General features: G+C 70.8%; 2 protein-coding genes and 1 pseudogene. All 3 read left to right on the top strand.

Translation table 11 applies throughout. The features are described 5' to 3' along the window. Positions 1-41 precede the first annotated feature (41 nt). Positions 42-6,710 carry a non-ribosomal peptide synthetase gene (locus BLU84_RS14230; RefSeq protein WP_074868279.1) on the top strand — a complete coding sequence of 2,223 codons (6,669 nt, stop codon included), beginning with the start codon at positions 42-44 and terminating at the stop codon, positions 6,708-6,710. Next, complete coding sequence (locus BLU84_RS14225) at positions 6,707-19,057, top strand: non-ribosomal peptide synthetase (protein ID WP_074868275.1); 12,351 nt, start codon at positions 6,707-6,709, stop codon at positions 19,055-19,057. The genes BLU84_RS14230 and BLU84_RS14225 overlap by 4 nt, the downstream gene beginning before the upstream one ends. Next, positions 19,054-25,197, top strand: a pseudogene (locus BLU84_RS28690) (amino acid adenylation domain-containing protein); the annotation flags it as partial. The gene BLU84_RS14225 and the pseudogene BLU84_RS28690, both read left to right, overlap by 4 nt.

Genomic DNA, 25,197 nt, shown 5'->3' with positions numbered 1-25,197 from the left:
CGATGCGTTCGCGGGCCGCGATGCATGCAAGGGAAGACACCATGGCGTCCTCGATTCTCGCAAGTTATTGGCGCAAGGGCGGCACGCTCGAGCGCGGCCCCGCAGGCTGGAGGGTTCCGGCGCACGATGAGGCTGCGATCGCTCCCGCCGAGCGCCAGGCGCTGCACGAGCGCCGCGACGAGATCGACGCCATCCTCGCCGCGCAGCCGGATTATTTCGATTGGCGTCCGCTGCAGGCCAATCCGCGCGCGCTGTGGTTCCTGCACCGTCTCGCGCCGCACAGCGCGGCCTACCATTGCACCGCCGTGCTCGGCATGGACGGCCGGATCGGCGACGCCCAGCTCGCCGCTGCGTTCGAGCGTTTGTGCGCGCGCCATCCGATGCTGCGCGCGCAGTTCGGCGAGCGCGACGGCGAGCCGTGCTATCGCATCCTCGCCAAACATCGCAACGAATGCCGGGCTCACGCAACCGCGAACGATTTAGCGCAGGCTAAAGACCTGTTGCTGGCGCAGGCCGACCGCGCGTTCGCGCTGGAAGACGGCGCGGTCATGCGCCTGGCCAGCGTGCGCGTCGGCGAGCGTCTGGTGGTGTCGATGGTGCTGCACCACATCGTCGCCGACTTCTATTCCTGCGAGATCCTCGCCCGTGAACTGGTCGCCGAACTCGGCGGCGAGGCGGTCGACGCGCCGGCCGCGTCCTACGAGCAATGGAGCCGCGAGAACGCCAACTACCTCGACAGCGAGCGCGGCCAAGATGCGGCTCGCTACTGGCAAACGCTGCTGCGCGACGCGCCGGCCAGCCTCGACCTGCCGACCGATTTCGCCCGTCCGCCGCTGCGGCAATGGAGCGGCGAGCGGATCGAGCGCGCGCTCGATCCGGACCTGAGCGCGCAAGTGCGCGCGACCGCCTCCGCGCTCGGCGTCACCCCGTACATCGTGCTGCTCGGCGCCTATCAGCTATGGCTGTGGCGTTTGAGCGGGCAGACCGATTTCGTGATCGGCACGCCGACGCTCGGACGCCACGCGGCGCGGCACCGGCATTTGGTCGGATATCTGGCCAACCCGGTACCGGTGCGCGCGAGCATCGATCCGCAACAGGGCTTCGCCGATCTCGCCGCATCATTGAAGGCGCAGATGGATGCGTCCCTGCGCCGTCAGCGCTATCCGCTGACCCGTTTGCTGGACGATCTGGCGCTGCCGCGGCGTTCCGACCGCGCGCCGCTGTTCCAGCATTTCTTCACCTACTCGCAGGCGCGCTTGGGCTGGGGCGAGGCGGTGGCGCTGGAAACGCTGCACATGGGCATGCGCGGCGCGGCCCACGAACTGATCCTGACCGTGTTCGAGAACGGCGATGAACTGCGCTGCCAGATCGGCTACAGCGACGCGCTGTACAGCGTGCAGACCGTGTCGGGCTGGCTGGACGGCTATGTCGCACTGCTGGCGCGGATCGTCGCCGACCCGGCGCAAGCGCTCGACGCGCTGGACTGGGCCGGGCACGGGCAAGCCGGCGAACACGGCGAAACCATCGAGCCGGGCGCGCGCCACGCGATCGAGCGCATCGAGGCCGCGCCGGGCGCGCGCATCGCCTTGCACGAAGGCGAGCGCAAGCTCGACTACGCCGCACTGCGCGCCCGCGCTCGCAGCTGGGCCACGGGACTGGAGGCGCAAGGCGGCGACGTGGTCGGCCTGGCGTTGCCGCGCGGCGAGGCGCAAATCGCCGCCATGCTGGCGGCGTGGTACGCGGGGCAGGCTTGGCTGGCGCTGGACCCGCGCCTGCCCGACGAGCGCCTGGCTTACATGGTCGAAGACAGCGGTGCGGGCGTGGTCCTGGGCGAAGGCCCGCGTCCGTCGTGGCTGCCCGCAGCAGTGACGTGGCGCGCGCCTGAAACGCTGGCCGGCGCTAGCCTGAGCGACATCGCGCGCGACCCCGACGCCGTCGCCTATCTGATCTACACCTCCGGTTCGACCGGACAGCCCAAGGGCGTGGCGGTCAGCCACGCCAATCTGTGCGGCTACGTCGAAGGCGTGCTGGCGCGATTGCAGGCGGACCAGCCGCTGGCCGCCGACGCGGTGTTCTCGACCTTGGCCACGGCCTCGGCCGACCTCGGCCATACCGCCTTGTTCGGCGCCTTGCTGAGCGGACGCGCGCTGCGCTTGATCGGCGATGCGCTGGCGCGCGATCCGCACGCGCTGGCCGAGCATTTGCAGCAGCACCGCGTCGACGTGCTCAAGATCGTGCCTTCGCACCTGCAAGCTCTGCTCGCCGCCGAACGGCCGCAGCGCTTGCTGCCGAAGCAGGCGCTGGTATTCGGCGGCGAGGCCTTGCCGTGGTCGCTGGTCGAGCACGTGCGCGAACTGGCGCCGCAATGCCGGGTGTTCAACCACTACGGCCCGACCGAAACCACGGTCGGCGCGACCTGCATCGATGCCGCACGCGCGCCGCGCGGCACCGCGTCGGTCGCGATCGGCGCGCCGTTGCCGAATTACCGCGCTTATGTGCTCGACGCGCAGGGCCGCCCGGTGGCGCAGGGCGCGATCGGCGAGTTGTACGTCGGCGGAATCGGCGTGGCGCGCGGCTACTGGCGCCGCGAGGCGCTGAGCGCGGAACGCTTCCTGCCCGATCCGCTGGACCCGGCGCGGCGCGTCTACCGCACCGGCGACCGCGTACAGCGGCTGGCGGGCGGCGAACTGGTGTTCCTCGGCCGCGCCGACGATCAGGTCAAGATCCGCGGCTATCGGGTCGAACCCGGCGAAGTCGAACAACGCTTGCGCGCGCTGCCCGGCATCGAGCAGGCGGTGGTTCTGGCGACGACAAGCGCGAACGGGGCGCAAGCGCTGGCCGCGTTCTATCGCGGCGCCCACGCCGATCCGCTGACGTCGTTGCGCGCGGCCTTGCCCGACTACATGGTGCCGGCGCGCTGCCTGCAGGTGGAAGCGGTGCCGGTGACCGCGAACGGCAAGATCGACCGCGCCGCGCTGCTGGCGTTGCTCGAGGCCGCAACGCCCGCGGAGACGGCGCAGGCCGCGCCGCTGACGCCGTTCGAGGCGCAGCTGGCGGCGCTGTGGCAGCCGCTGTTTCCGCAGGCGGTATTGGGGCCGGACGCTTCGTTCTTCGCCCTCGGCGGCGATTCGATCCTGGCGCTGCGCCTGGTGGCCAGCGCACGCAAGCACGGGATCGAACTGACCCCGACGCTACTGGTGGAAACCGCCAGCCTGCGCGAACTGGCGCAGCGGCTGCGGCCGCTGTCGCCGACCGAGGCGCTGCTGCGCCGGGTCTGCGCGCAGGCGCTGGATCGCGACAGCATCGAGGGCGACGCGGATTTCTTCGAGCTCGGCGGCGATTCGATCGCCGCGCTGAAGCTGGTCGCGCGCGCGCGTCAGGCCGGTTTGACGCTGACGCCGGCCGAGTTGCTGGAACACCGCCCGCTGTCGGCGCTGGCTGCACACCTGGATCGCACTACGGACGCGACCGCCGAACCGGCCGCAGCGTCCGACCCGACGGCGTCGACGATGGGGGCGCCGTTCGGCCTGCTCGACGCCGCCGAGGGCGCGCGCCTGCGCGCGGCGCACGCCGATGCGGTCGATGCCTATCCCTTGTCGCCGTTGCAGGAAGGCCTGCTGTTCGCGGCCTTGGCCGCGCCGGATTCGGGCCAGTACCTCAACCAGCAGGTGCTGAGCCTGACCGGCCCGCTGGATCGCGAGCGCCTGATCGCGGCCTGGTCGGGTCTGCAACAACGCCACGAAAGCCTGCGCGTTGGCTTCGACTGGGATCACGCCGGCCGGCCGGTGCAGTGGCTGCCGGTGCAGGCCGCGCCGCGCCTGCACGAGCACGATTGGTCCGGCCGCGACAGCGCTCAGGTCCAGGCCGAACTGTGGGCCTTGTGCGAGCGCGAGCGCGCCAGCGCGTTCGCGCTGGAGCAGCCCGGGTTGCTGCGCCTGCACCTGGTCTGCGCCGGGCCGGCGCAGGCCTGGCTGGTGCTGACCGTGCACCATCTGGTGATCGACCGCTGGAGCGCGGCCGTGCTGCTGCAGGAGCTGTTCGCGCTGTACGCCGGCGCCGAATTGGCGCCGGCGCCGCGTTACCGCGACTACATCGGCTGGCTCGGCGCACAACCGGTGCAGGGCGAGGAAACCTTCTGGCGCGCGCAGTTGGCCGACTACGAAGGCGGCGAAGCGCTGCCGGTGCCGGCAACGCCGGGCGAGGGCCGCTACCTCACCGAAGCGCGGCTGCAGCGCGCCGAGATCGACGCGTTGCGCGCCTGCGCCGCGCGCCTGCAGGTGCCGCTGACCAGCGTGCTGCAAGCGGCCTGGGCGCTGTTGCTGAGCCGCTACAGCAACAGCGCCGACGTCTGCTTCGGCCTGACCGTCAGCGGCCGGCCGCCGGCGCTGGCGCAGGCCGAGCGCATGACCGGCTTGTTCATCAACACCGTACCGATGCGCCTGCGATTGCAGGCCGGGCTCGAATTCGGCGAGCTGTGCCGCCAGGCGCGCGACCTGAGTTTCGCGGTGCAGGCGCACGATCGCCTGCCGCTGGCGCGGATCGCCGAGCTGGCCGGTTTCCCCAACGGCGCGGCGCTGCTGCAGACCTTGCTGGTGATCGAGAACATTCCGCTCGATACCAGCGCGCAATTGCCCGGCGGGCTGGCCTACGAATTGGTGCACGCCGCCAGTGCGACCAATCTGCCGTTGCTGGTGCAGATCACCCCGGAAGAGGACGGCCTGCACCTGCTGCTGCAAAGCCAGCGCAGCCAGTTGCCGGACGATTTCGTCGAGCGCGTGCTCGCCGACTGGCTGCACCTGTTGCGCGATGTCGCCAGCCTGAGCGACACGCCGGTCGGGCAGATCGGCCTGCTCGCGCCGGCGCAATGGGCGACGTGGCGCGCGCGCGGGCAGGGACCGGCGTTGCCGTTCGTGCCCGAACGCATGCCCGATTCGCTGGCCGACTGCATCGAGCGCAGCGCACAGCGGCATCCGGCCGAGCCGGCCCTGGTCGGCGGCGGCCGCTGCCTGAGCTACGACGAACTCAATCGCCGCGCCAACCGGCTGGCCCATCATCTGCGCGCGCTCGGCCTGGCCTCGGGCGAGCGGGTGGCGCTGGTGGCCGACCGCAGCGTCGCCATCACCGTGGCGATGCTGGCCGTGCTCAAGGCCGGCGGCGCCTATGTGCCGATCGATCCGGAGCATCCGCACGAACGCATCGCCTTCATCCTGGCCGATGCGGGCTGCCGCTTCGCGCTGGCGCGCGGGGCGGGGTTGGCCTGTGTCGACGGCAGCGCCAGCCGCGCGCTCGATCTCGACAGCGACACGCTGCTGGCCGAACTCGCCGCGCAACCTGAGAGCAATCCGGTGCGCAGCCACGACGCGTCCTCGCCGGCGTACGTGATCTACACCTCCGGTTCCACCGGCCAACCCAAGGGCGTGCTGGTGCCGCACCGCGGCCCGCTGCGCTTGATGCAGGCGGTGCACGCGATGCTGCCGGCCGGCCCCGGCGACCGCGTGCTGCAGTTCACCGGGCTGCACTTCGACATGTCGGTGCTGGAATGGCTGTGCGCCTGGACCCAGGGCGCCTGTCTGCACCTGATCGAGCGCGAGCTGACCCGTTCCGGCGAAGGCTTGCTGGCACTGCTGGCCGAACAAGCGATCACCCACGTGGTGGCGCAGCCGGCCGTGTTCGCGCCGCTGCCGCCGCCGTCGTTGCCGGCGCTGCGTTATCTGCTGCTCGGCGGCGACGTGTGCCCGAGCGAACTGGCCGAGCGCTGGGGACGCGGGCGCGTACTGCTCAACGGCTACGGCCCGACCGAGGCCTCGGTGATCGTCACCGCCGACCGCCACGAACCCGGTCGCGCGATCGCGCTCGGCCATCCCTTGCCGCACGCGCAGTGCTATGTGCTGGACTGGTCGGGGCAACCGTGTCCGCCGGAGTCGGTCGGCGAATTGCATCTGGCCGGCGATTACCTCGCCGATGGCTATCTGGGCTTGCCGGAGAAAACCGCGGCGGCGTTCCGCACGCCCGAGCGCGGCGTGTTGGCCGGCGTGCGCCTGTACGCCACCGGCGACCGCGTGCGCCAGCGCCGCGACGGCCGCCTGGAGTTTCTCGGTCGGCGCGATCACCAGGTCAAGATCCGCGGCCTGCGCATCGAGCTGGGCGAAGTGGAAGCGGCGCTGCGCGCGCAACCGGGCGTGGCTGAGGCGGTCGCGCTGGTGCATCGGCCGGGGCAGGACAACGCCTGCCTGGTGGCGTTCGTGCAGGGCGGGGCCGAACCGGCGGCGCTGCGCGACGCGCTGCGCCTGCGCCTGCCGGCGCATCTGCTGCCGGCGCATATCGAATGCATGGCGACGTTGCCGCAAAGCGCCAGCCGCAAGGTCGACCGGCGCGCGTTGGCGGCCTTGGTCGAACAAGTGCTGCGTCCGCAGGTGCGGCTGGCCCCGGCCAGCGACAGCGAGCGCCGCTTGCTGGCGCTGTGGCAGCGATTGTTCCAGCGCGAGCAGATCGGCGTCACCGAGGACTTCTTCGCTCTCGGCGGCCACTCGCTGCTGGCCACCCGATTGGCCGGCGCGATCGCGCTGGAGTTCGATCTGCGCCTGGACCTGCGCCGGCTGTTCGCCGCCACCACGATCCGCGACCAGGCCTTGTTGATCGACGCCTTGCAGGCCGCCTCAACCGCGTCGAGCGCCGGCGCCGAACCCGTCATCGAATCAGGATTTCTATGATCGCCCCCGAAGTTTCCGCTGCCGGCGCCGCGCCCGGACTCGCCGCGCTCGCCGTACTCGAACGCGCGCGCGCCGCCGGCGTCGCCTTGCACGTCGAGGACGGCCGGCTCGGCTACAAGGCGACGCGCGCGCCGCTGGACGCGCAACTGCGCGCCGACATCGTCGCCCAGCGCGAAGCGCTGATTACGCTGCTGAGCCAGACCCAGGACGCGGACTGGCGCGCACAGCCGATCCAACCCGCGCCGGCCGGAGCGCCCGCGCCGCTGTCGCTGGGCCAGGAGCGGCTGTGGTTCCTGGAGCAATTCGAACCCGGCGGCCATGCCTACCATCTGGCGGCGCTGTTCGAACTGCGCGGCGAGTTGGACGCGGCGGCGCTGGAGCGCGCCGTGCAAGGCTTGCTGATTCGTCACGAGGTACTCGATCGCTGCATCCAGGACGAAGGCTCGGTCGCAGCCGGCGGCGGCGCAGCGGTGGAGAGCGCCGATCTGCGCGGACGCGGCCAGGACGAGATCGACGCATTGGTCGAAGGTTTCCGCCTGCGGCCGTTCGACCTGCAACGGCAGCGTCCGCTGCGCATGCAGTTGCTGCGCCTGGACGGGCAGGGCGACGGGCCCGTCCGGCATTGGCTGCAAGTGGTGGTGCATCACATCGCCTGCGACGGCGTATCGCTGGGCCTGCTGACTCAGGATCTGAGCCGCGCCTATCGTGTCGAATGCGGTCTGGCCGCGGAGCCGGCGCCGCCGTTGCCGTGCCAGTACGGCGATTACGCGCGCTGGCAACGCGATACGCTCGACCGGCTCGACGCGTCGCTGCGCCATCACATCGAGGCGCTGAGCGGCGCGCCGCATCTGCATGCGCTGCCGTTGGACCACGAGCGTCCGGCCGTGCTCGGCCAATCCGGCGCCAAACTGCGGCTGGCATTCCCGCCGGGCCTGTCCGAACGCGTGGCCGCGTACGCCCAGGCCTCGCGCGCCACCGCGTTCCATGTGCTGCAGGCCGCGTTCGCCGCGCTGCTGGCGCGTTGCGGCGCGGGCGAGGACCTGCTGATCGGCACCCCGGTGGCCGGCCGGGTGCGGCCGGAACTGGATTCGTTGGTCGGCCTGTTCGTCAACACCGTGGTGCTGCGCACGCAGCTGCACGACGATCCCGACTTCGCCAGCCTGGTCGCGCGTTGCCGCGATCATCAACTGGCCGCGCTGGAACATCAGGCGCTGCCGCTGGAACGCGTGATCGAATCCCTTCAGGTCGAACGCAGCAGCCGCCATGCGCCGCTGTTCCAGCTGATGTTCGCGCTGCGCCACGACGCCGACCTGGCCCTGGACCTGCACGGCGTGCAGGCGCATGCGTTGACGCTGCCTGAGGACGTGGCCAAGCACGAGCTGACCCTGGAGGTATTGGTCGGTGCGGACGGCATGAGCGCAGTGTGGGAGTACAACACCGCGCTTTGGAACCCGGCGACGGTGGCGCGTTGGGCCGAACGTTACTTCGTCGCGCTGGCGGCGATGCTGGAGCGTCCGCACGAGCCGGCCTTGTCGTGGCGGTGGCCGGCGGAAGAACTGGCGCTCGACGACAAGCGCGAACCGGCGCCGCGAACCGTCGGCAACGTGGTCGATGCGATCGCGCGCGCTGCGGGCGAATTTCCCGAGCACGCCGCATTGGAAACGGCGCAAGGCCGGTTGAACTATCGCGAACTGCTCGCGGCCGCCGATGCGCGCGCCGCCGCCCTGCGCCGGCGCCTGGGCGCGCAAGCGCGCAGCGTCGCGCTGTGCCTGCCGCGCGGGCTGGACTGGTACTGCCTGCTGCTGGGCGCGTGGCGCGCCGGGCTGAGCGTGGTTCCGCTGGATCCCGAATGGCCGCAAGCGCGTCGAGCCGAGGTCGTCGCCGCCAGCGGCTGCGACGCGGTGTTGACCGATGCACAGAGTCTGGCCGGGTTCGCGCCAGGCGTAGCCATCGCCGTCGATGAATTGAAGTCGGACGGCGCGGACGAAAACGGTTCAGGCGAGAACGCTGCGCCGAACCAGCTCGCCTACATTCTCTACACCTCCGGCTCCACCGGCGTTCCCAAGGGCGTGGAAGTCGGTCATGCCGCCTTGGCCGCGCACATCGCCGCCGCGGCCGAGGCCCTGGCGCTGAGCGCGGACGACCGCGTGCTGCACGTCGCCGGCCTCGCCGTGGACACCACCCTGGAGCAGATTCTCGCGGCCTGGAGCCGCGGCGCCTGCGTGGTCGCACGCCCCGACGAATTGCTGGAACCCCGACGTCTGCTCGCGTTCCTTTCCGAACGCGCGATCACCGTGACCGACCTGGCCCCGGCCTACGCCAACGAACTGGTGCGGGCCAGCGTCCCCGACGACTGGCGCGACCTGGCCCTGCGTTGCGTAGTGGTCGGCGGCGACGTGCTGCCGGTGGCGCTGGCGCAGCGCTGGTTCGAACTCGGCCTGGACCGGCGCTGTGCGCTGATCAACGCCTATGGCCCAACCGAGGCGACCATCTCCAGCCACTATCACCGCGTGCAGGCCATCGATGCATCGCGGCCGGTACCGTTGGGGCAGCTGTTTCCGGGACGCATTGCCGCGGTGCTCGACGCGCACGGGCGGATCGTGCCGCGCGGCGTGTGCGGCGAACTCGCGCTCGGCGGCATCGGCCTGGCCGAGGGCTACCGCGGCGACGCGGCCGCCAGCGAACGACGTTTCGCGCCGCTGCGCCTGCCGACGGGCGAATCGCTGCGCATGTATCGCAGCGGCGACCGCGTGCGCCTGCTCGACGACGGCGAGCTGCAGTTCCTCGGTCGCGCCGATTTCCAGGTGAAGCTGCGCGGCTACCGGATCGAGCTGGAAGAAATCGAACATTGCCTGGGGCAGTTGCCGCAGGTGCGGGCGGCCGCCGCCGGCGTGGTCGGCGAGGGCGCCGCGCAGCGTCTGGTCGCGTGGGTGGAACGCGCCGGCGAAGACGGTTTCGGCCAAGCCGATTTGAATCAAACCGATTCGGATCAAACCGAATCCGAACGCTGGCGCCGCGCCTTGAGCGAGCGCCTGCCCGCGTACATGGTGCCGACCCAGTTCGTCGCGCTGCCGCGTTTGCCGCGCAACGCTTCGGGCAAGATCGACCGTCGCGCCCTGCCGGCGCCGCCGGCGTTGGCGCAAACCGAGCGCACGCCGCCGCGCACCGTGGAAGAAAGCGCCCTGTGCGCGGTCTGGGCCGAGGTGCTGCAGTGCGAAGTCGGCATCCACGATAGCTTCTTCCGCCTCGGCGGCGATTCGATCCGCAGCCTGCAAGTGGTCGCGCGCCTGCGCGAGCGCGGCTATGCGGTCACGCCCAAGCTGATGTACCAGTACCAGAGCGCGGCCGAGCTTGCGCCGCAACTGATCGCGCTGCAGGCGGCGCCGGCCGAGGCCGCGCCGCTGGTCGGCGAGGTCGGCCTGAGCCCGATCCAGCGCTGGTTCTTCGACAGCGCGCCGGCGCAGCCCGACCGTTACCACCAATACGTGGCGCTGCGGTTGAAGCAACCGCTGGATGCGCAGCATCTGGCCCAGGTGTGGGACGCGCTGTGGCGGCGTCACGACCTGTTGCGCGCGAGCTTCGAGCGCGTCGACGGGCAATGGCGGCAGCAAGTCGCCGCGCCCGGCCCGGCGCCGGCGATCCAAGCGCAGGACTGGCGCGGCGCGGCCGACCTGGACGCGCGCGTCGATGCCGCGTTCGCGCGCATGCAGGAAGCGACGCCGTTGGCCGGCCCGCTGGCCGCGCTGACGCACGCGCATTGCGACGACGGCGAACGGCTGCTGGTCTGCGCCCATCATCTGATCGTGGATGCGGTGTCCTGGCGCCTGCTGCTGGGCGAACTGTTCGACGGCCTGGCGGCGCTGGCGCGCGGCGACGCGTGGACGCCGTCCGCACGCGGCGCCTCGTATGCGGACTATGTCGAGGCCCTGCGCGAAACGGACGACGCACAACGATTCGACGCCGGCTTCTGGCGCGAACTCGCCGCGGAGCCGGCGCAGGCGTTGCCGCAGGATCGGCCGGTGGCGTTGGCCGATGCGCGCCAAAGCAACGTCGGCCGCATCGTCCAGACCCTCGATGCCGGTTTGACCGCCGACCTGCTCGAACGCGCGAGCGAAGCCTATCGTTGCCGTACCGACGAATTGCTGCTGATCGCCCTGGCGCGGGCGCTGGCCACGCGCACCGGCCGCAACCGACTGTGGCTGGACCGCGAGCGGCATGGCCGCGACGTGCTCGATGGCCGCGACTGGTCGTCGGTGCTGGGTTGGTACACCGCGGTGCATCCCTTGCCGCTGGATCTGGGCGTTGCCGATGGCCCGGCGCAGATCGGCGCGCTCAAGGAACAGATCCGCGCGCTGGCGCGGCGCGGCCTGGACTACATGCCGCTGGTCGCGAGCGCGCGGATACCGGCGTTGCCGGCGGGGCAGTTGTTGTTCAACTACCACGGCGTGGTCGACGCCGGCGCGCATCCGGCGTTCGAGGTCGAGCCGCGCGCATTGGCGTCCGGCAATGGCGCAGGCAATCCGCCCGGTGCCTTGGTCGAGATCAACGCCAGAGTGCACGCCGGCCGGCTCGGTTTGGTGTGGAACTACGCGGGCGAAGCCTACGATGCCGCCACGCTCGAAGATTGGTCGCAGGCCTTCGCAGCAGAACTGGCAGCGTTGGTGGCGCATTGCCTGCAGCCCGGCACCGGCGCGCTGACCGCCAGCGACCTGCCGCAGGCGCGGCTGCAGGCCGACGAATTCGCCTTGCTGGCAGCGCGCGAGGATGCGCGGGCCATCGAGCACGCATTCCCGCTGACGCCGCTGCAGCGCGGCGTGCTGCTGGAGAGCTTGCGCGGCGACGGCGCCGATCCGTATTTCCAGCAGACCGTGGCCGAGCTCGACGGCGAGATCGATGCGGCCGCGCTCGCGCAGGCCTGGCAGGAGACCGTGCGCCGGCAACCGATGTTGCGCACGGCGATCGTTTGGGAAGGCCTGTCGGTGCCGCACCAGGTCGTGCTGGCCGACGCGGCGGCGCCGTGGCGGACGCTGGACTGGTCCGCGCTCGACGATGCCGCCCAGGACGCGCAGCTGCAGCGCTGGCTGGCCGACGACGCGGCGCAGGGCGTCGATTTCGCCCATGCGCCGTTGGCGCGCATGAGCCTGATCGGACGCGGCGGCGGCCGCTACTGGTTGGTGTGGAGCATCCACCATCTCATCGTCGACGGCTGGAGCACGCCGCTGCTGGTCGGCGAGATGCTGCAGCGTTATACCGCCGGCGCGCAGGGCGCGACGCTGCGCTTGCCGCCGGCGCCGGGCTTCCAAGCCTACCTGGATTGGCGCGAACGGCAGGATCTGGCGCGCCAGCGCGGCTGGTGGCGCGAACGCCTGAGCGGATACGCCGGCACCGTCGCGCTGCCGGCACCGGCTGCCGCCGCGCACCACCCGGTGCAGCGCGAAGAATGCGAGCGCCGGCTCAGCGCCCACGACAGCGAACGCCTGCGCGCCTTCTGCCGCGAGCGCGGCTGCACGCTCAGCGACCTGATCGCGATGGTCTGGGGCCTGGCCAACGCGCGTTACGGCAACCACGACGACGTAGTGCTCGGCGTGACCCGATCGGGGCGGCCGCCGGAACTGGCCGGGGTCGAATCCATGGTCGGGGTATTCATCAACACCTTGCCGCTGCGCCTGCGCATCGACGCCGGCCAGCCGGCGCTCGATCTGCTGTCGGCGTTGCGTACGCAGTCGCTGGAAGTCGCCGAGAACGAAGCGGTCGGCCTGGGCGAGATCCTGGCCGACAGCGGCCTGGATGCAGACCGGCTGTTCGCCAGCTTGCTGGTGGTCGAGAACTTCCCGGCGATGGCGCCGGCGCAGTTGCCGTTCGCGCTGCGCGTGCGCGAAACCCGCGCCGCCAATCACTACGCGTTGACCTTGCGCGTGTCCGAGCGCGAATGCGTACGCCTGGAAGCCTTGCTCGACGCCGCGCGGGTCGACCGCTCTGCGGTCGCGGCGATGCTGGACCTCGCCGTGGCCGGCCTGCTGCGCCTGCTGCAGCGGCCGGACTGCCGCGTGGCCGAACTGCTGCTGGGCGGCGACGATGCGATACAGGCACCGCAGCCGCAGCGGGCTTCGTCGGCCACTGCGCAGTCGCTGCTGTGGCAGATGCCGGCGCAGGCGGTCGCGGTGGAGGAGGGCGCTGCCAGTTGGACGTACGCGCAACTGCGCGCGGCAGCCGGCCGGATCGCTGGTGCGCTCGACGCGGTGGGTGTTCAGCCCGGCGCGCATGTGGCGCTGTGTCTGCCGCGCACGTTCGCCCAGTTGGCGGCGATGGCCGCGGTGTGGCATCGCGGTGCGGCGTGGCTGCCATTGGATCCTCAGCATCCGGATGCGCGGCAGATTGCCGTACTCGATGACAGCGGGGCGCGTGTCGTGGTCGGATGGGGCGCGGCGCCGGCTTGGATGCCGGCGTCGGTGCGCTGGCTCGATGCGGAGTCGGTTCTCGACGCTGTTTCGGCGTATGAAGAGCCGCCGCGCGTCGATGTCGAGGCGGATACGCCGGCTTATCTGATCTACACCTCAGGCTCGACTGGAACACCCAAGGGCGTGGTGGTCAGCCAAGGCAATCTGGCGCATTACGTCGCTGGTGTGCTGCCCGTGCTGGATCTGGGCGAAGACGCATCGCTGGCGACGTTGTCCACGGTTGCGGCGGACTTGGGTTTCACCGCGCTGTTCGGCGCGCTGCTCAGCGGACGTCGGGTGCGGTTGTTGCCGGCGGAGCTGGCGTTCGATGCTCAGGCTCTGGCCGCACATCTGCAAGCGCATCCGGTAGATTGCCTGAAGATCGTGCCCTCGCATCTGGCCGGCCTGCTGGCGGCTGGCGGCGGTACGGCCGTATTGCCACGCAAGTGTTTGGTTACTGGCGGCGAAGCCTTGACCGGCGCCCTGGTCCAGCAAGTGCGCGCACTCGCGCCGACCTTGCGGATCGTCAATCACTACGGCCCGACCGAAACTACCGTCGGCATTCTGACCTGCACCGTGCCGGACGAGTGGCCAGTTGAGCAGGGCGTGCCGGTCGGCTATCCGCTGGCGGGCAACGAAGCCTGGGTTCTGGACCGGTTTGGCTTACCGGCACCGGTGGGCGTCGCCGGCGAGTTGTACCTGGGCGGCGGTAACCTGTCGCTGGGTTATTGGCAGCGCGCCGAACAAACCGCCGAGCGATTCGTTGCGCACCCGTTCGCGCCGGGTCGGTTGCTGTACCGCAGCGGCGATCTGGCTCGACTCGATAGCGAAGGCCGGATTGTGTACCTCGGCCGCGGCGATCATCAGGTCAAGATCCGCGGTTACCGCGTCGAACTGGGCGAAGTCGAACAGGTGCTGGCGCAGTTGCCCGGTGTCGAAGTCGCGGCAGTGCTGGCCTTGCCGGGCGCCAATGGCGTGCTGCAACTGGGTGCCTGCGTACAGGGTTCGCTGGAGGGTGTCGCCGAAGCCTTGGCGCAACGACTGCCGGAATACCTGTGTCCGACCCGTTGGCGTGCAGTCGAATCGATGCCTCGCCTGGGCAACGGCAAGATCGATCGACAGGCGCTGGCCGAGTTGCTGCAGCAGGAGGATACCGATTCTTCGCCCGAAGTCATCGACGAAACACCAGTCAACGAAGTGCTGCGCGAGCTGTGGCAGAAGCTACTGGGCCGCGAGCACATCGGCGCCCACGATAACTTCTTCGCCTTGGGCGGCGACTCGATCCTGAGCTTGCAGTTGGTCGCGCGCGCACGCCAAGCCGGGCTGGCGCTGATGCCGCGCCAGCTGTACGACCATCCGACCCTGGCGGGACTGAGCGCGCAGGTGCAAGCGAGCTCGCCCGCACCCGCCACAGTCAAACCCGCAACCGAAGCCGAACAAAGCTTCGGCCTCACCCCGATCCAGCACTGGTTCTTCGAGCAAGCCCTCGACCAACCCGCGCACTGGAACATGTCGCTGTACCTGAAACTGCCCGGCGCGCTCGACACCGCCGCCTTCGCTGCGGCGCTGGCCGATGTCGCCGCCGCGCATCCGATGCTGCGTGCGCGCTTCCAGCGCGATGCAGCGGGACAGTGGCAGCAAACCCTCGGCGAATGGCAGGCGGACCGCTTCGCCCATCGCGAAGCCGATGCCGGACAACGCGAAGACCTGTTGGCGCAGTGGCAGGCCGGCTTGAGCTTCGACGACGCGCTGCTGCGGGTATTGGCGCTGTCGGATCCGCAGGACGGCGACACCCGGGTGCTGTTCGCCGCGCATCACTTGCTGGTCGATGCTGTGTCGTGGGGCGTCATCGTCGACGATCTGCAACACGCCTATGCCGAGCGTCGCGCCGGCCGCTCGCCGGCGCTGACCGCGGAAGCCTGCGGTTTCGGCGCCTGGCAGGCTGCGCTGCAGCAGTTGCCGGCGGCGACACTGGACGGTTGGCGCAGTTACTGGCGCGCCCAGGCCGCCGATGTCGAAGCCATCGCTCTGCCGTGGCAGGACAGCGAAAACCGCTATGCGGACACCGTCCATCTGCACGACCGGCTCGAGCGCGACTGGACCGCGCGTCTGCTGACCCAGACCGCCCGCGCCTACGGCAACGAACCGCAAGAAGTGTTTTTGACGGCGTTGGCCCTTGCACTGCGCGACGGCGGCGACGCGGCCACGCTGTGGGTCGAGATGGAAGGCCACGGCCGCGACGATCTCGGCGCGGGTCTGGATCTTTCGCGCACGGTCGGCTGGTTCACCGCGCGCTATCCGTTGGCGCTGCAGCTTCCCGCGGGCGAAGACCTCGGCGCCGCGCTGCGCGCGACCAAGGATCGGGTGCGCGCGGTGCCCGACAGCGGCCTGGGTTTCGGCGTGCTGCGCTATCTGCACGGCGAACTCGCCGAGCTGCCGGTGCCGCAAGTTTGTTTCAACTACCTCGGCCAGTTGCGCGCCGGCGAGCGCGACGGCTGGGCCTTGTGCGAGGAGCCCGACGGCGGCGGTCGCGCCGGCGGCAACCGGCGTCGCCACTTGCTCGATGTCAACGCGATGCTGGTCGACGGCGAGCTGCGCCTGGATTGGGCGTGGCCGCAAGACGCCGCCAGCCGTGAGGCGATGCAAGCGCTGAGCCGGCGCTATCTGGCGGTGCTGCGCGAACTGATCGCCTGCTTGCAGACGGCCGAACCGCGGCCGACGCTCGCCGACCTGCCGCTGGCCGGACTCGACAACGCACAACTGGACGCCTTGCTGGCCCAGCATCCGCAGACGCAGGATGTTTATCCGTTGGCGCCGCTGCAGGAAGGCCTGTTGTTCCACAGCCTGCTCAATGCCGAGGCCGATCCCTACATCAACCAGACCACGGTGGCGCTGCACGGCGCGCTCGACCGCGAAGCCTTCGTCGCCGCGTGGCAGCAAGTGCTGGAACGGCATCCGATCCTGCGTAGCGGCTTCGCGGTACAGGGGCTGCCGTCGCCGCGGCAGCTGCCACATCGGCAAGTGTCGGTGCCACTGGCCGAGCAGGACTGGAGCGGGCTCGAACCGGCCCAGGCGCGTTCGCGTCTGAGCGAACTGCAAGCCCAGCAGCGCGAAGCTGGTTTCGACCTCGCCGCGCCGCCGCTGATGCGGCTCGCGCTGCTGCGACGCAGTGCGGACGAACATTGGCTGGTATGGACCCGTCATCATCTGATCGTCGATGGCTGGAGTTCGGCGCTGCTGCTCGACGAGGTCTGGCGTCTGTACGCGGCGCTACGCGAATCGCGCACGCCGCAACTACCGGCCGCGCCGCCGTTCCGCGATTACCTGCACTGGCTGCGCGGGCAGGACGAAGCGGCTGCGCGCGCGTTCTGGCGCGAACAATTGACTGGCCTGGAGCCGGCCGCATTGCCCGAAGCCACCGAGCCGGCCGAGGGCTACGCGTCGTCGACGCGCCGCTTCGATCTCACGGCTGCATCGGCCTGGGCGCAGAGCCACGGCCTGACCGCCAATTCGCTGTTGCAGGGCGCGCTGGCCTTGGTGCTTCAGCGTTACTACGGCCGCGACGACTTCGCTCTCGGCATCACCATCGCCGGGCGTCCGCCCGAGCTGGCCGGGGTCGAGCGCATGCTCGGCGTGTTCATCAACAGCGTTCCGCTGCGCGTAGCGCCGACCGGCGAAGCGGCGCCGGCGCCGTGGTTGCAGGCCTTGCAGCGGCGCAATCTCGATCTGCGTACGCACGGCTATCTGCCGCTGGCGCAGATCCAGCGCGCCGGAGCCGCCGATGCCGTATCGCCGTTCGATGTCCTGCTGGTGTTCGAGAACCTGCCCACGGAATCGCGCGAGGAACGCTCCGGCATGCGCATCGAGGAGCTCGATCATCGCGCCCACAGCAACTATCCCTTGATGCTGACCGCGATACCCGACGCGGGCGGGTTGCGGATCGAAGCCGCGCTCGATCGCAGCAAGCTCGATGGCTGGCTGGTCGAGCAGATGCTGGACGATCTCGATTTCGTGCTGCAGCAACTGCCGACGCTGCAGCGCTTCGATGCGCTGCCGTTGCTGCCGTCGCAGACACGTTCGGCGGCTTGGACCTCGCGCGAACGTTACGCGTGCACCGGCAGTTTGGTTTCGCGCTTCGCCGATGTCGCCCAACGCCATCCCGCACGCATCGCGGTTTCGGCCGAAGACGGCGAACTCGATTACGCCGCGCTCGACCGCCGTTCTTCGCAACTGGCGGCGCTGTTGATCCGCCAGGGTGCGGGGCCGGGCCAGCGAGTCGGCCTGTGCTTGCCGCGCGGCTGCGATCTGCTGGTCGCCTTGCTGGCGATCCTCAAGACCGGAGCCGCCTACGTTCCGGTCGATCCGCAGGCGCCCGCGGCGAGGCGCGGCTTCATCCTCGAAGACAGCGGCGTCTGCCTCAGCGTCAGCCAGCGAGCGCTGGCGATCGAACTGCCCGGAACCGCGCTGTGCCTGGACGATCCGTTCACCCAAGCGCAACTGGATGCGGTGGAGCCGGGGGAACTGCCGGACGTTCCGGTCGACGCGCCGGCGTACCTGATCTACACCTCCGGCTCAACCGGCACGCCCAAGGGCGTGGTCGTCACCCATCGCAACGTCGAGCGTTTGTTTACCGCGGCGACGCAGACCAATCGTTTCAGCTTCGACGAACACGACGTCTGGAGCCTGTTCCACTCCCATGCCTTCGACTTCGCGGTATGGGAGCTGTGGGGCGCCTGGCTGTACGGCGGCCGTGCGGTGCTGGTGCCGGAAGCGGTATGCCGTCAGCCCGATGCCTTCCTCGATCTGCTGGCCGAACACGGCGTCACCGTGCTCAATCAAACGCCGTCGGCGTTTTACGCCTTGCAATCGCAGGCGATGCGACGCGACATCGCGCTCAGGGTCAGAACCGTGGTGTTCGGCGGCGAAGCGCTGGAACCTTCACGCTTGCAGGCCTGGCGCGAGCGTTATCTGCAGGCCGAGCTGGTCAACATGTACGGCATCACTGAAACGACGGTACACGTCAGCTTCCATCGCCTCAGCGACGAAGACCTGCAAAGCCCCGCCAGCCGCATCGGAAGCGCGCTGCCGGATCTGGCCGTGCACGTGCTCGACAGTACCGGCCAGCCGGTGCCGCTGGGTGTAGTCGGCGAACTGGTGGTCGAAGGCGACGGCGTCGCGCAAGGCTACTGGCAACGGCCGGAACTGACCGCCGAACGTTTCGTCGAGCGCGACGGCCAACGCCGCTACCGCTCCGGCGACCTCGGCCGTTACCGCGCCGACGGCTCGCTCGAATACCGCGGCCGCGGCGACGATCAGGTCAAGCTGCGTGGCTACCGCATCGAACCGGGCGAGATCGCAGCGAAACTGGCGTCGCTGCCGCAAGTCGCGGACGCCGCGGTCACCGTCGAAGGGCAGGGCGAAGGCGCCTGGCTGATGGGCTATGTGGTCGCCGCAGATGGCGCCGAACCCGATCCGCAATCGCTACGCGAAGCGCTGCGTGCGCTGCTGCCGGACTACATGCTGCCGCGCCTGATCCAACTGCTCCCGGCCCTGCCACTGACCGCCAACGGCAAGCTCGACCGCAAGGCTTTGCCCAAGCCGGAAACGCAAGACCGCGACGAAGGCGCGCTCGAATCGGCCAGCGAGCGACGCCTGGCCGAACTGTGGCGGCAGCTGCTCGGCGGCGAATTGCCGGGCCGCGGCGCGCACTTCTTCGCCCGCGGCGGCCACTCGCTGCTGGTGGTGCGCCTGGCCGAAGCCATCCGCGCCGAGTTCGCGCTCGCCGTGCCGCTCAAATCCCTGTTCGAGCAGCCGCGGCTGGCCGACCAGGCCGCCTTGCTCGACGCACTGGCCGCGCCGGAACCGGCGGCCGAACGCGCGGACGACACCTGGGAAAGCTTCGAACTATGAGCGCCTCGCAATTGCTGATCGACCTGCGCCGCCAAGGCGTGCGCCTGAGCCTGGCCGACGGCCGCCTGCAGGTGCAGGCGCCGGCCGGCGTGCTGACGCCGGCGCTGCGCGACCGGCTCAAGGCGCATCGCGACGAACTGACCGATCTGCTCGCCGCCAACGACCCGGCCGCCGCGGCGGGCGACCCGTCGATTCCGCGTCTGCACGACCGCCAGGACGCGATCCTGTCGCCGGCGCAGCAGCGTCTGTGGCTGCTGCAGCAGCTGGAATCCGACCCGGCGCTGTACCTGATCCCGGCGGCGCTGGAGCTGCGCGGCTCGCTCGATCCCGACGCGGTGCGGCGCAGCATCGAAGCGCTGATGCGGCGGCACGAGGTCTTGCGCACGGCATTCCGCGAAATCGACGGCGACGTGCGTGCGCACCGATTGGAGACCTGGCCGGAGCGCCTGCATTGGCTCGATCTCGAACAGGTCGCCGACCCCGAAGCGGAACTGGCGCAGGCCATCGCCGCGGCCTGCGCCGACCCGATCGAGCTGGAACGCGAGCCGATGCTGCGCGTGCATGCGTTCCGCTTGGGGCCGCAGCGCCATGTGTTGCTGCTGCTGTTGCATCACATCGCCGGCGATGCGCAGTCGATGGCAGTGCTCACCCGCGAGTTCGCCCAGGCTTACGCCGCCTGCCTGGACGGCGGCGAACCCGACTGGGCGCCGTTGCCGCTGCAATACGCCGACTACGCGCACTGGCAACGCGAGCGCCGCGACGCGGGCGGGCTCGATGCCAGCCGCGACTGGTGGGTGCAACGCCTGGACGGGCTGGCGCCGCTGCATTCGCTGATTACCGACCATGCGCGCCCGGAACGGCTCGGCAACGCAGGTGCGAGCTTGAGCGTGCGCCTGGACGCGCAAGAGCGCGCCGCGGTGCAGGGTTTGGCCCAGGCTCACGACGCCACCGTCTTCGTGGTACTGCAGGCGGCGTTCGCGCTGCTGCTCAAGCGTCACGGCGATCACGCCGACGTCGCCTTCGCCACGCCGGTGGCGGGCCGCGAGCATCGCGAGTTGCAGCCGCTGGTGGGTTTCTTCGTCAACACCCTGGCGATGCGCCATCAGGTCGATGAAAGCTGCTCGGTGGGCGAGTGGCTGGCCCAGGTCAAGCGCACGACCCTGGGTGCGTTCGCCCATCAGGCCCTGCCGTTCGATCAGCTGATCGAAGCGGTGCGGCCGGCGCGCAGCCTCAGCCACGCGCCGCTGTTGCAGATCATGCTGTCCTACCAGCGCCGCGAAGGCGACGGGCTGCGCCTGCCGGGCCTGGACGTGCGGCCGTGGCCGCTGCCGCAGGCCGGCAGCAAGTTCGAACTGTCGCTGGACGCGCTCGACAGCGACGACGGCATCGAACTGAGCCTGGAGTACAACACCGAACTGTTCGCGCCGGCGCGCATCGGCGCCATGGCGGCGCAACTGCGGCAGCTGCTGGCGCAGATGTGCGCAGGCGGCGACGCGCCGTTGAGCGCGCTGGACATGCTCGACGCCGCGCAGCGGCAGACGCTGCGCGGCTGGGAAGGCGAGGTGCGGCTGCGCGGCGAGCGCCCGGTCCTGTGCGAGATCGTCGAACGCGCCGAACGCGCGCCCGACGCGGTCGCGCTGGTCGACGGCGCATCGTCCCTGACTTATCGCCAGCTGCTGCAGCGCGTAGCCACCATTGCTGCGGCCCTGGCCGCGCACGGCGTGGGCGCCGGCGACCTGGTGGCGCTGCGGCTGCCGCGCAGCGCCGCGGCGATCGAGTGTGTGCTGGCCTGCCACTGGCTCGGCGCGGGCTACGTGCCGCTGGATACGGCGCTGTCGCCAGAGCGCTGCGAGTTCGTCCTTACCGATGCAGGTTGCCGGCTGCTGATCGCCGCCGCGCCGGTCGGGGACACAGCCTGGGTCGCGCCGGAGGTTCTGGTCGCGACGACGCCCGTCGCGCCCATGCCGCGGCAACAGTCGTTGGCCCTACCGGCCTACGTGATCTACACCTCCGGTTCGACCGGACGGCCCAAGGGCGTGCGCATCTCGCAGCGCAATCTCGCCGGCTACGTGCGCGCTGCGGCGCAGCAGTACCGTATCGAACCGCACGACCGCGTGCTGCAATTCGCTTCGCTGTCGTTCGACATCAGCGTCGAGGAGATCTTCTGCGCGCTGGCCGCCGGTGCCGCCCTGGTGCTGCGCGACGAGGAATGCGTGGCCGGCCCGGCCGGCTTCGCCGGCTTCGTTGCCGCGCAGCGGATTACCGCGGCCTCGTTGCCGACTGCGTTCTGGCATGTGCTGTGTGGCGATCCAGCCGTCGCGGTGCCGGCCGACAGCCCGCTGCGCTTGTTGTTGATCGGCGGCGAAGCCGCGCGCGCCGATTGCGTGCGCGCCTGGCGCCGTGCGGTCGGTACGCGCTTGCGCCTGCTCAATACCTACGGCCCGACCGAAGCGACTGTGGCGGCCACGTGGTCCGAACTCGGCGCGGACGGGGAGGTTCGCATCGGCCGTCCTTACGCGAACGCGCGTTGCCTGGTGTTGCAGGGCGAGGTGCGCGTGCCCGAGGGCGCGCCGGGCGAACTGGTGCTGGCGGGCGAGGGTGTCGGCGAGGGTTACATCGGCCATGCCGCCGCGAGCGCGACCGGCTTCGCCGAGTTCCAGGGCGAGCGCGTCTACCGCACCGGCGACCGCGTGCGCTGGCGCGAGGGCGAGCTGCAATTCCTCGGCCGCCGCGACGATCAGGCCAAGGTTCATGGCTTCCGGGTCGAGCCCGGCGAAATCGAACCGGCGCTGCGCGCCCTCGACGGCGTCGCCGACGCCTGCGTGCTGTGCCTGCGCGATCCGGCCGGCGAGAACCGTCTGGTCGCCTATTGGCAGAGCGACGCCGACGACGCGCCCGACGAGGCCGCCTTGCGCGCCGCGCTCGCGCGCGAGCTGCCGTTCTATCTGCTGCCGAGCCGCTTCGTGCACCTGTCGCGGCTGCCGTTGAACGTCAACGGCAAGCTCGACCGCCGCGCTTTGCCGGCGCCGAATTGGAACGCCGCGCCCGCAGCGCCGGCGGCGCCGCTGAGCGAGCGCGAAACCACGCTGCTGGCGCTGTTCCGCGAAGTGCTGGGCCAGCCCGGATTCGGCCCCGACGAGGATTTCTTCGCCGCCGGCGGCCACTCCCTGGCGGCGGCGCGGTTGGCCGGCCTGGTCCGCACCCGCCTGCAGCGGGCGCTGCCGCTGCGTCAGTTGTTCGCTGCGGCGAACGTGCGCGCCCTGGCCGCGGCGCTGGAACAGGCCGAGGTCGAAACCACGGCGCCGCAACGGCTGTCGCGCGCGCAGCGGTTGCCGCTGTCGTCCGCGCAACGCCGGCTTTGGTTCCTGCAACAGCTCGACGCCGCCTCGCCGAGCTACAACATGCCGGGCGCGTGGCGGATCGAAGGCGCGCTCGACCCGGCCGCGCTGCGCGAGGCGTTCGCCCGCCTGCTGGCGCGGCACGAGGCGCTGCACAGCCGCATCGCCAGCGATGCCGGCGCGCCGTATGCGCTGCCCGATCCGCAGGCCGCGCTGCCGTGGCGCGAGCTCGATCTGTCGGCGTTGGCGCCGGCGCAGCGCGAGGCGCAGCTGCAGCAACGCCTGCACGCCAGCGCGACCGCCGCCTTCGACCTGGAACGCGAGCTGCCGCTGCGGGTGGAGCTGATCCGGCTGGGCGCGAACGAACACGCGCTGCTGGTCTGCCTGCACCACATCGCCGCCGACGGCGCCTCGCTGGGCCTGCTGATGGCGCAGGCCAATGCCGCCTATCGCGCCGCGCTGCACGGCCTGAGCGAAGACGAGGGCGCCTCGCGCCTGCATTACGCCGACTTCGCCGACTGGCAACAGCGCCGGCTCACCCCCGAACGCGAACAAGGCTTACTGGAGTACTGGCGCGAACGCCTGTCCGGCGCGCCGGCGGTGCATTCGCTGGCGCTGGACTACGAGCGGCCCGAACGCCCCGACCACCGCGGCGGCCACCACGCCTTCGCGCTGCCGGCGACGCTGGTGGCGCGGCTCGACGCGCTGGCGCGCGACTGCGGCGTCACCGCCTTCCTGTTGCTCAAGAGCGCGTTCGCGCTGGTGCTGGCGCGCTATTCGGACAACGACGACATCGTCCTGGGCACGCCGGTGTCCGGCCGCGAGCGCGCCGAGTTCGAGCACACCATCGGCTTCTTCGCCAACACCCTGGTGCTGCGCGAAACCGTCGAGCGCGGGCGCAGCCTGCCCGAATCGCTGCGCGCCGGTCGCGCGGCGTATCTGGCCGATTTCGATCATCAGGCGCAGCCGTTCGACACATTGGTCGAGGCGCTGGGGCTGGCCGGGCAGGGCGGGCCCTCGCCGTTGTTCCAGATCCTGTTCGCCGTGCACGAGGACGCCGCCGCGCTGGAACTGCCCGATGCGCGCCTGCACCCGCTCGACAGCGGCAGCGGCACGGCCAAGTTCGACCTGAGCCTGCACCTGACCCGCCGCGACGGCGGCTTGCACGGCCAGTTCGAGTTCGCCGCGGCCTTGCTGCGCGAGGACACCGTGCGCAGCCTCGGCGATTCGCTGGCGGCGCTGCTCGCCGACCTGGTCGAGCGTCCCGACGCGCCCGCCGGCGAACTCGCGCTGGCACCAGCGGCGGCGCCGCAGCCGATGCAGGCCGCAGCGGAGATCGCCCACGCGGATCTGTGGAGCTGGTTCGAGCGCAGCGCGCAGACCCACGCGCACGCGATCGCGCTCGAACACGGCGCGGTGCAGGTCGACTACGCCGAACTCGCAGCACGCGCGCGCCATTGCGCCGATTACCTGCACGCGCACGGCGTGCGCGCCGGCGACCGGGTCGGCCTGTGCCTGGCGCGCGGCTGCGCGCCGGCGATCGCCATCCTCGCCTGTCTGCGCCTGGGCGCGGCCTATGTGCCGCTGGATCCGGCGTACCCGAGCGAACGCCTGCTGCGCATCGCCGCCGAAGCGCAGTTGCGCTGCATCCTGGCCGATGCGGCAGGCGCGGACGCGCTGGCCGGCGCCGACGCGCCGCGGCTGCCGATGCCCGCGGCCGACGCGGATTTCGCGCCGGCGCCTGCGGCCGCGATCGATCCCGACAGCGCGGCCTACGTGCTCTACACCTCCGGCTCGACCGGCACGCCCAAGGGCGTGGTCCTGCCGCATCGCGCCCTTACCCAGTTGCTGGCCGCGCAGGTCGCCGACCAACCCCTGTTCGGCGAAACCCTGGCCACGCTGCAGTTCACCTCGTTGAACTTCGACGTCTCGTTCCAGGAAATCTTCACCGCGCTGGCCAGCGGCTCGCGCCTGGTCCTGGTTGACGAGACGCAGCGCCAGGATCTGCCGGCGCTGGTCGAACTGATCCGCGCACGCGGCGTGCAGCGCCTGTTCCTGCCGGTGGCGGTGCTGACCTTGCTGCCGATGCTGGCGAGCGAGCCCTTGCCGCAGCTGCGCCTGGTCGCAGTCGCCGGCGAAGCGCTGTCGATCTCGCCGGCCTTGCGCAGTTTCTTCGCCGCGCATCCGCAGTGCCGTCTGGTCAATCACTACGGCCCGACCGAGACCCACGTGGTCACCGCGCACACCCTCGCCGCGGATCCGCTGCGCTGGCCGGCGCGGCCGCCGATCGGCCGGCCGCTGGCGAACCTGCGCCTGAGCGTACGCGACGCGCGCGGCGCGGCTGTGCCGCAGGGCGCGATCGGCGAGCTGTACGTGGCAGGGCCGGCGCTGGCCGCGGGTTATCTGGGGCGGCCGGACCTGACCGCGGAGCGCTTCATCGTCGATGCCGACGGCGAACGCGCCTACCGCACCGGCGACCGTGTGCGTCTGGGCGGCGACGGCGAGTTGCATTACCTCTCGCGCGGCGATGGCCAGATCAAGCTGCGCGGTTTCCGCATCGAGACCGGCGAAGTCGCCGCGCAGTTGCAGGCCGTGCCCGGCGTGCGCGCCGCCGCGGTGGACTTGCGCAGCGATCCCGCCGGCGAGCCGCGCCTGGTCGCCTGGCTGGCCAGCGACGAAGACGCCGCCGCATTGAGCGAGCGCGCGCAGCAGCGCCTGGAGCGCAGCCTGCCGGCGTTCATGCGCCCGCAGGCCTATGCCGTGCTCGCGCGTCTGCCGCTGACCGTCAACGGCAAGCTCGAC

Source organism: Lysobacter enzymogenes, from assembly GCF_900106525.1.
GTDB classification, from domain to species: domain Bacteria; phylum Pseudomonadota; class Gammaproteobacteria; order Xanthomonadales; family Xanthomonadaceae; genus Lysobacter; species Lysobacter enzymogenes.
Note: the sequence above shows the minus strand (reverse complement) of the source record. Positions and strands in the feature narration are given on the sequence as shown.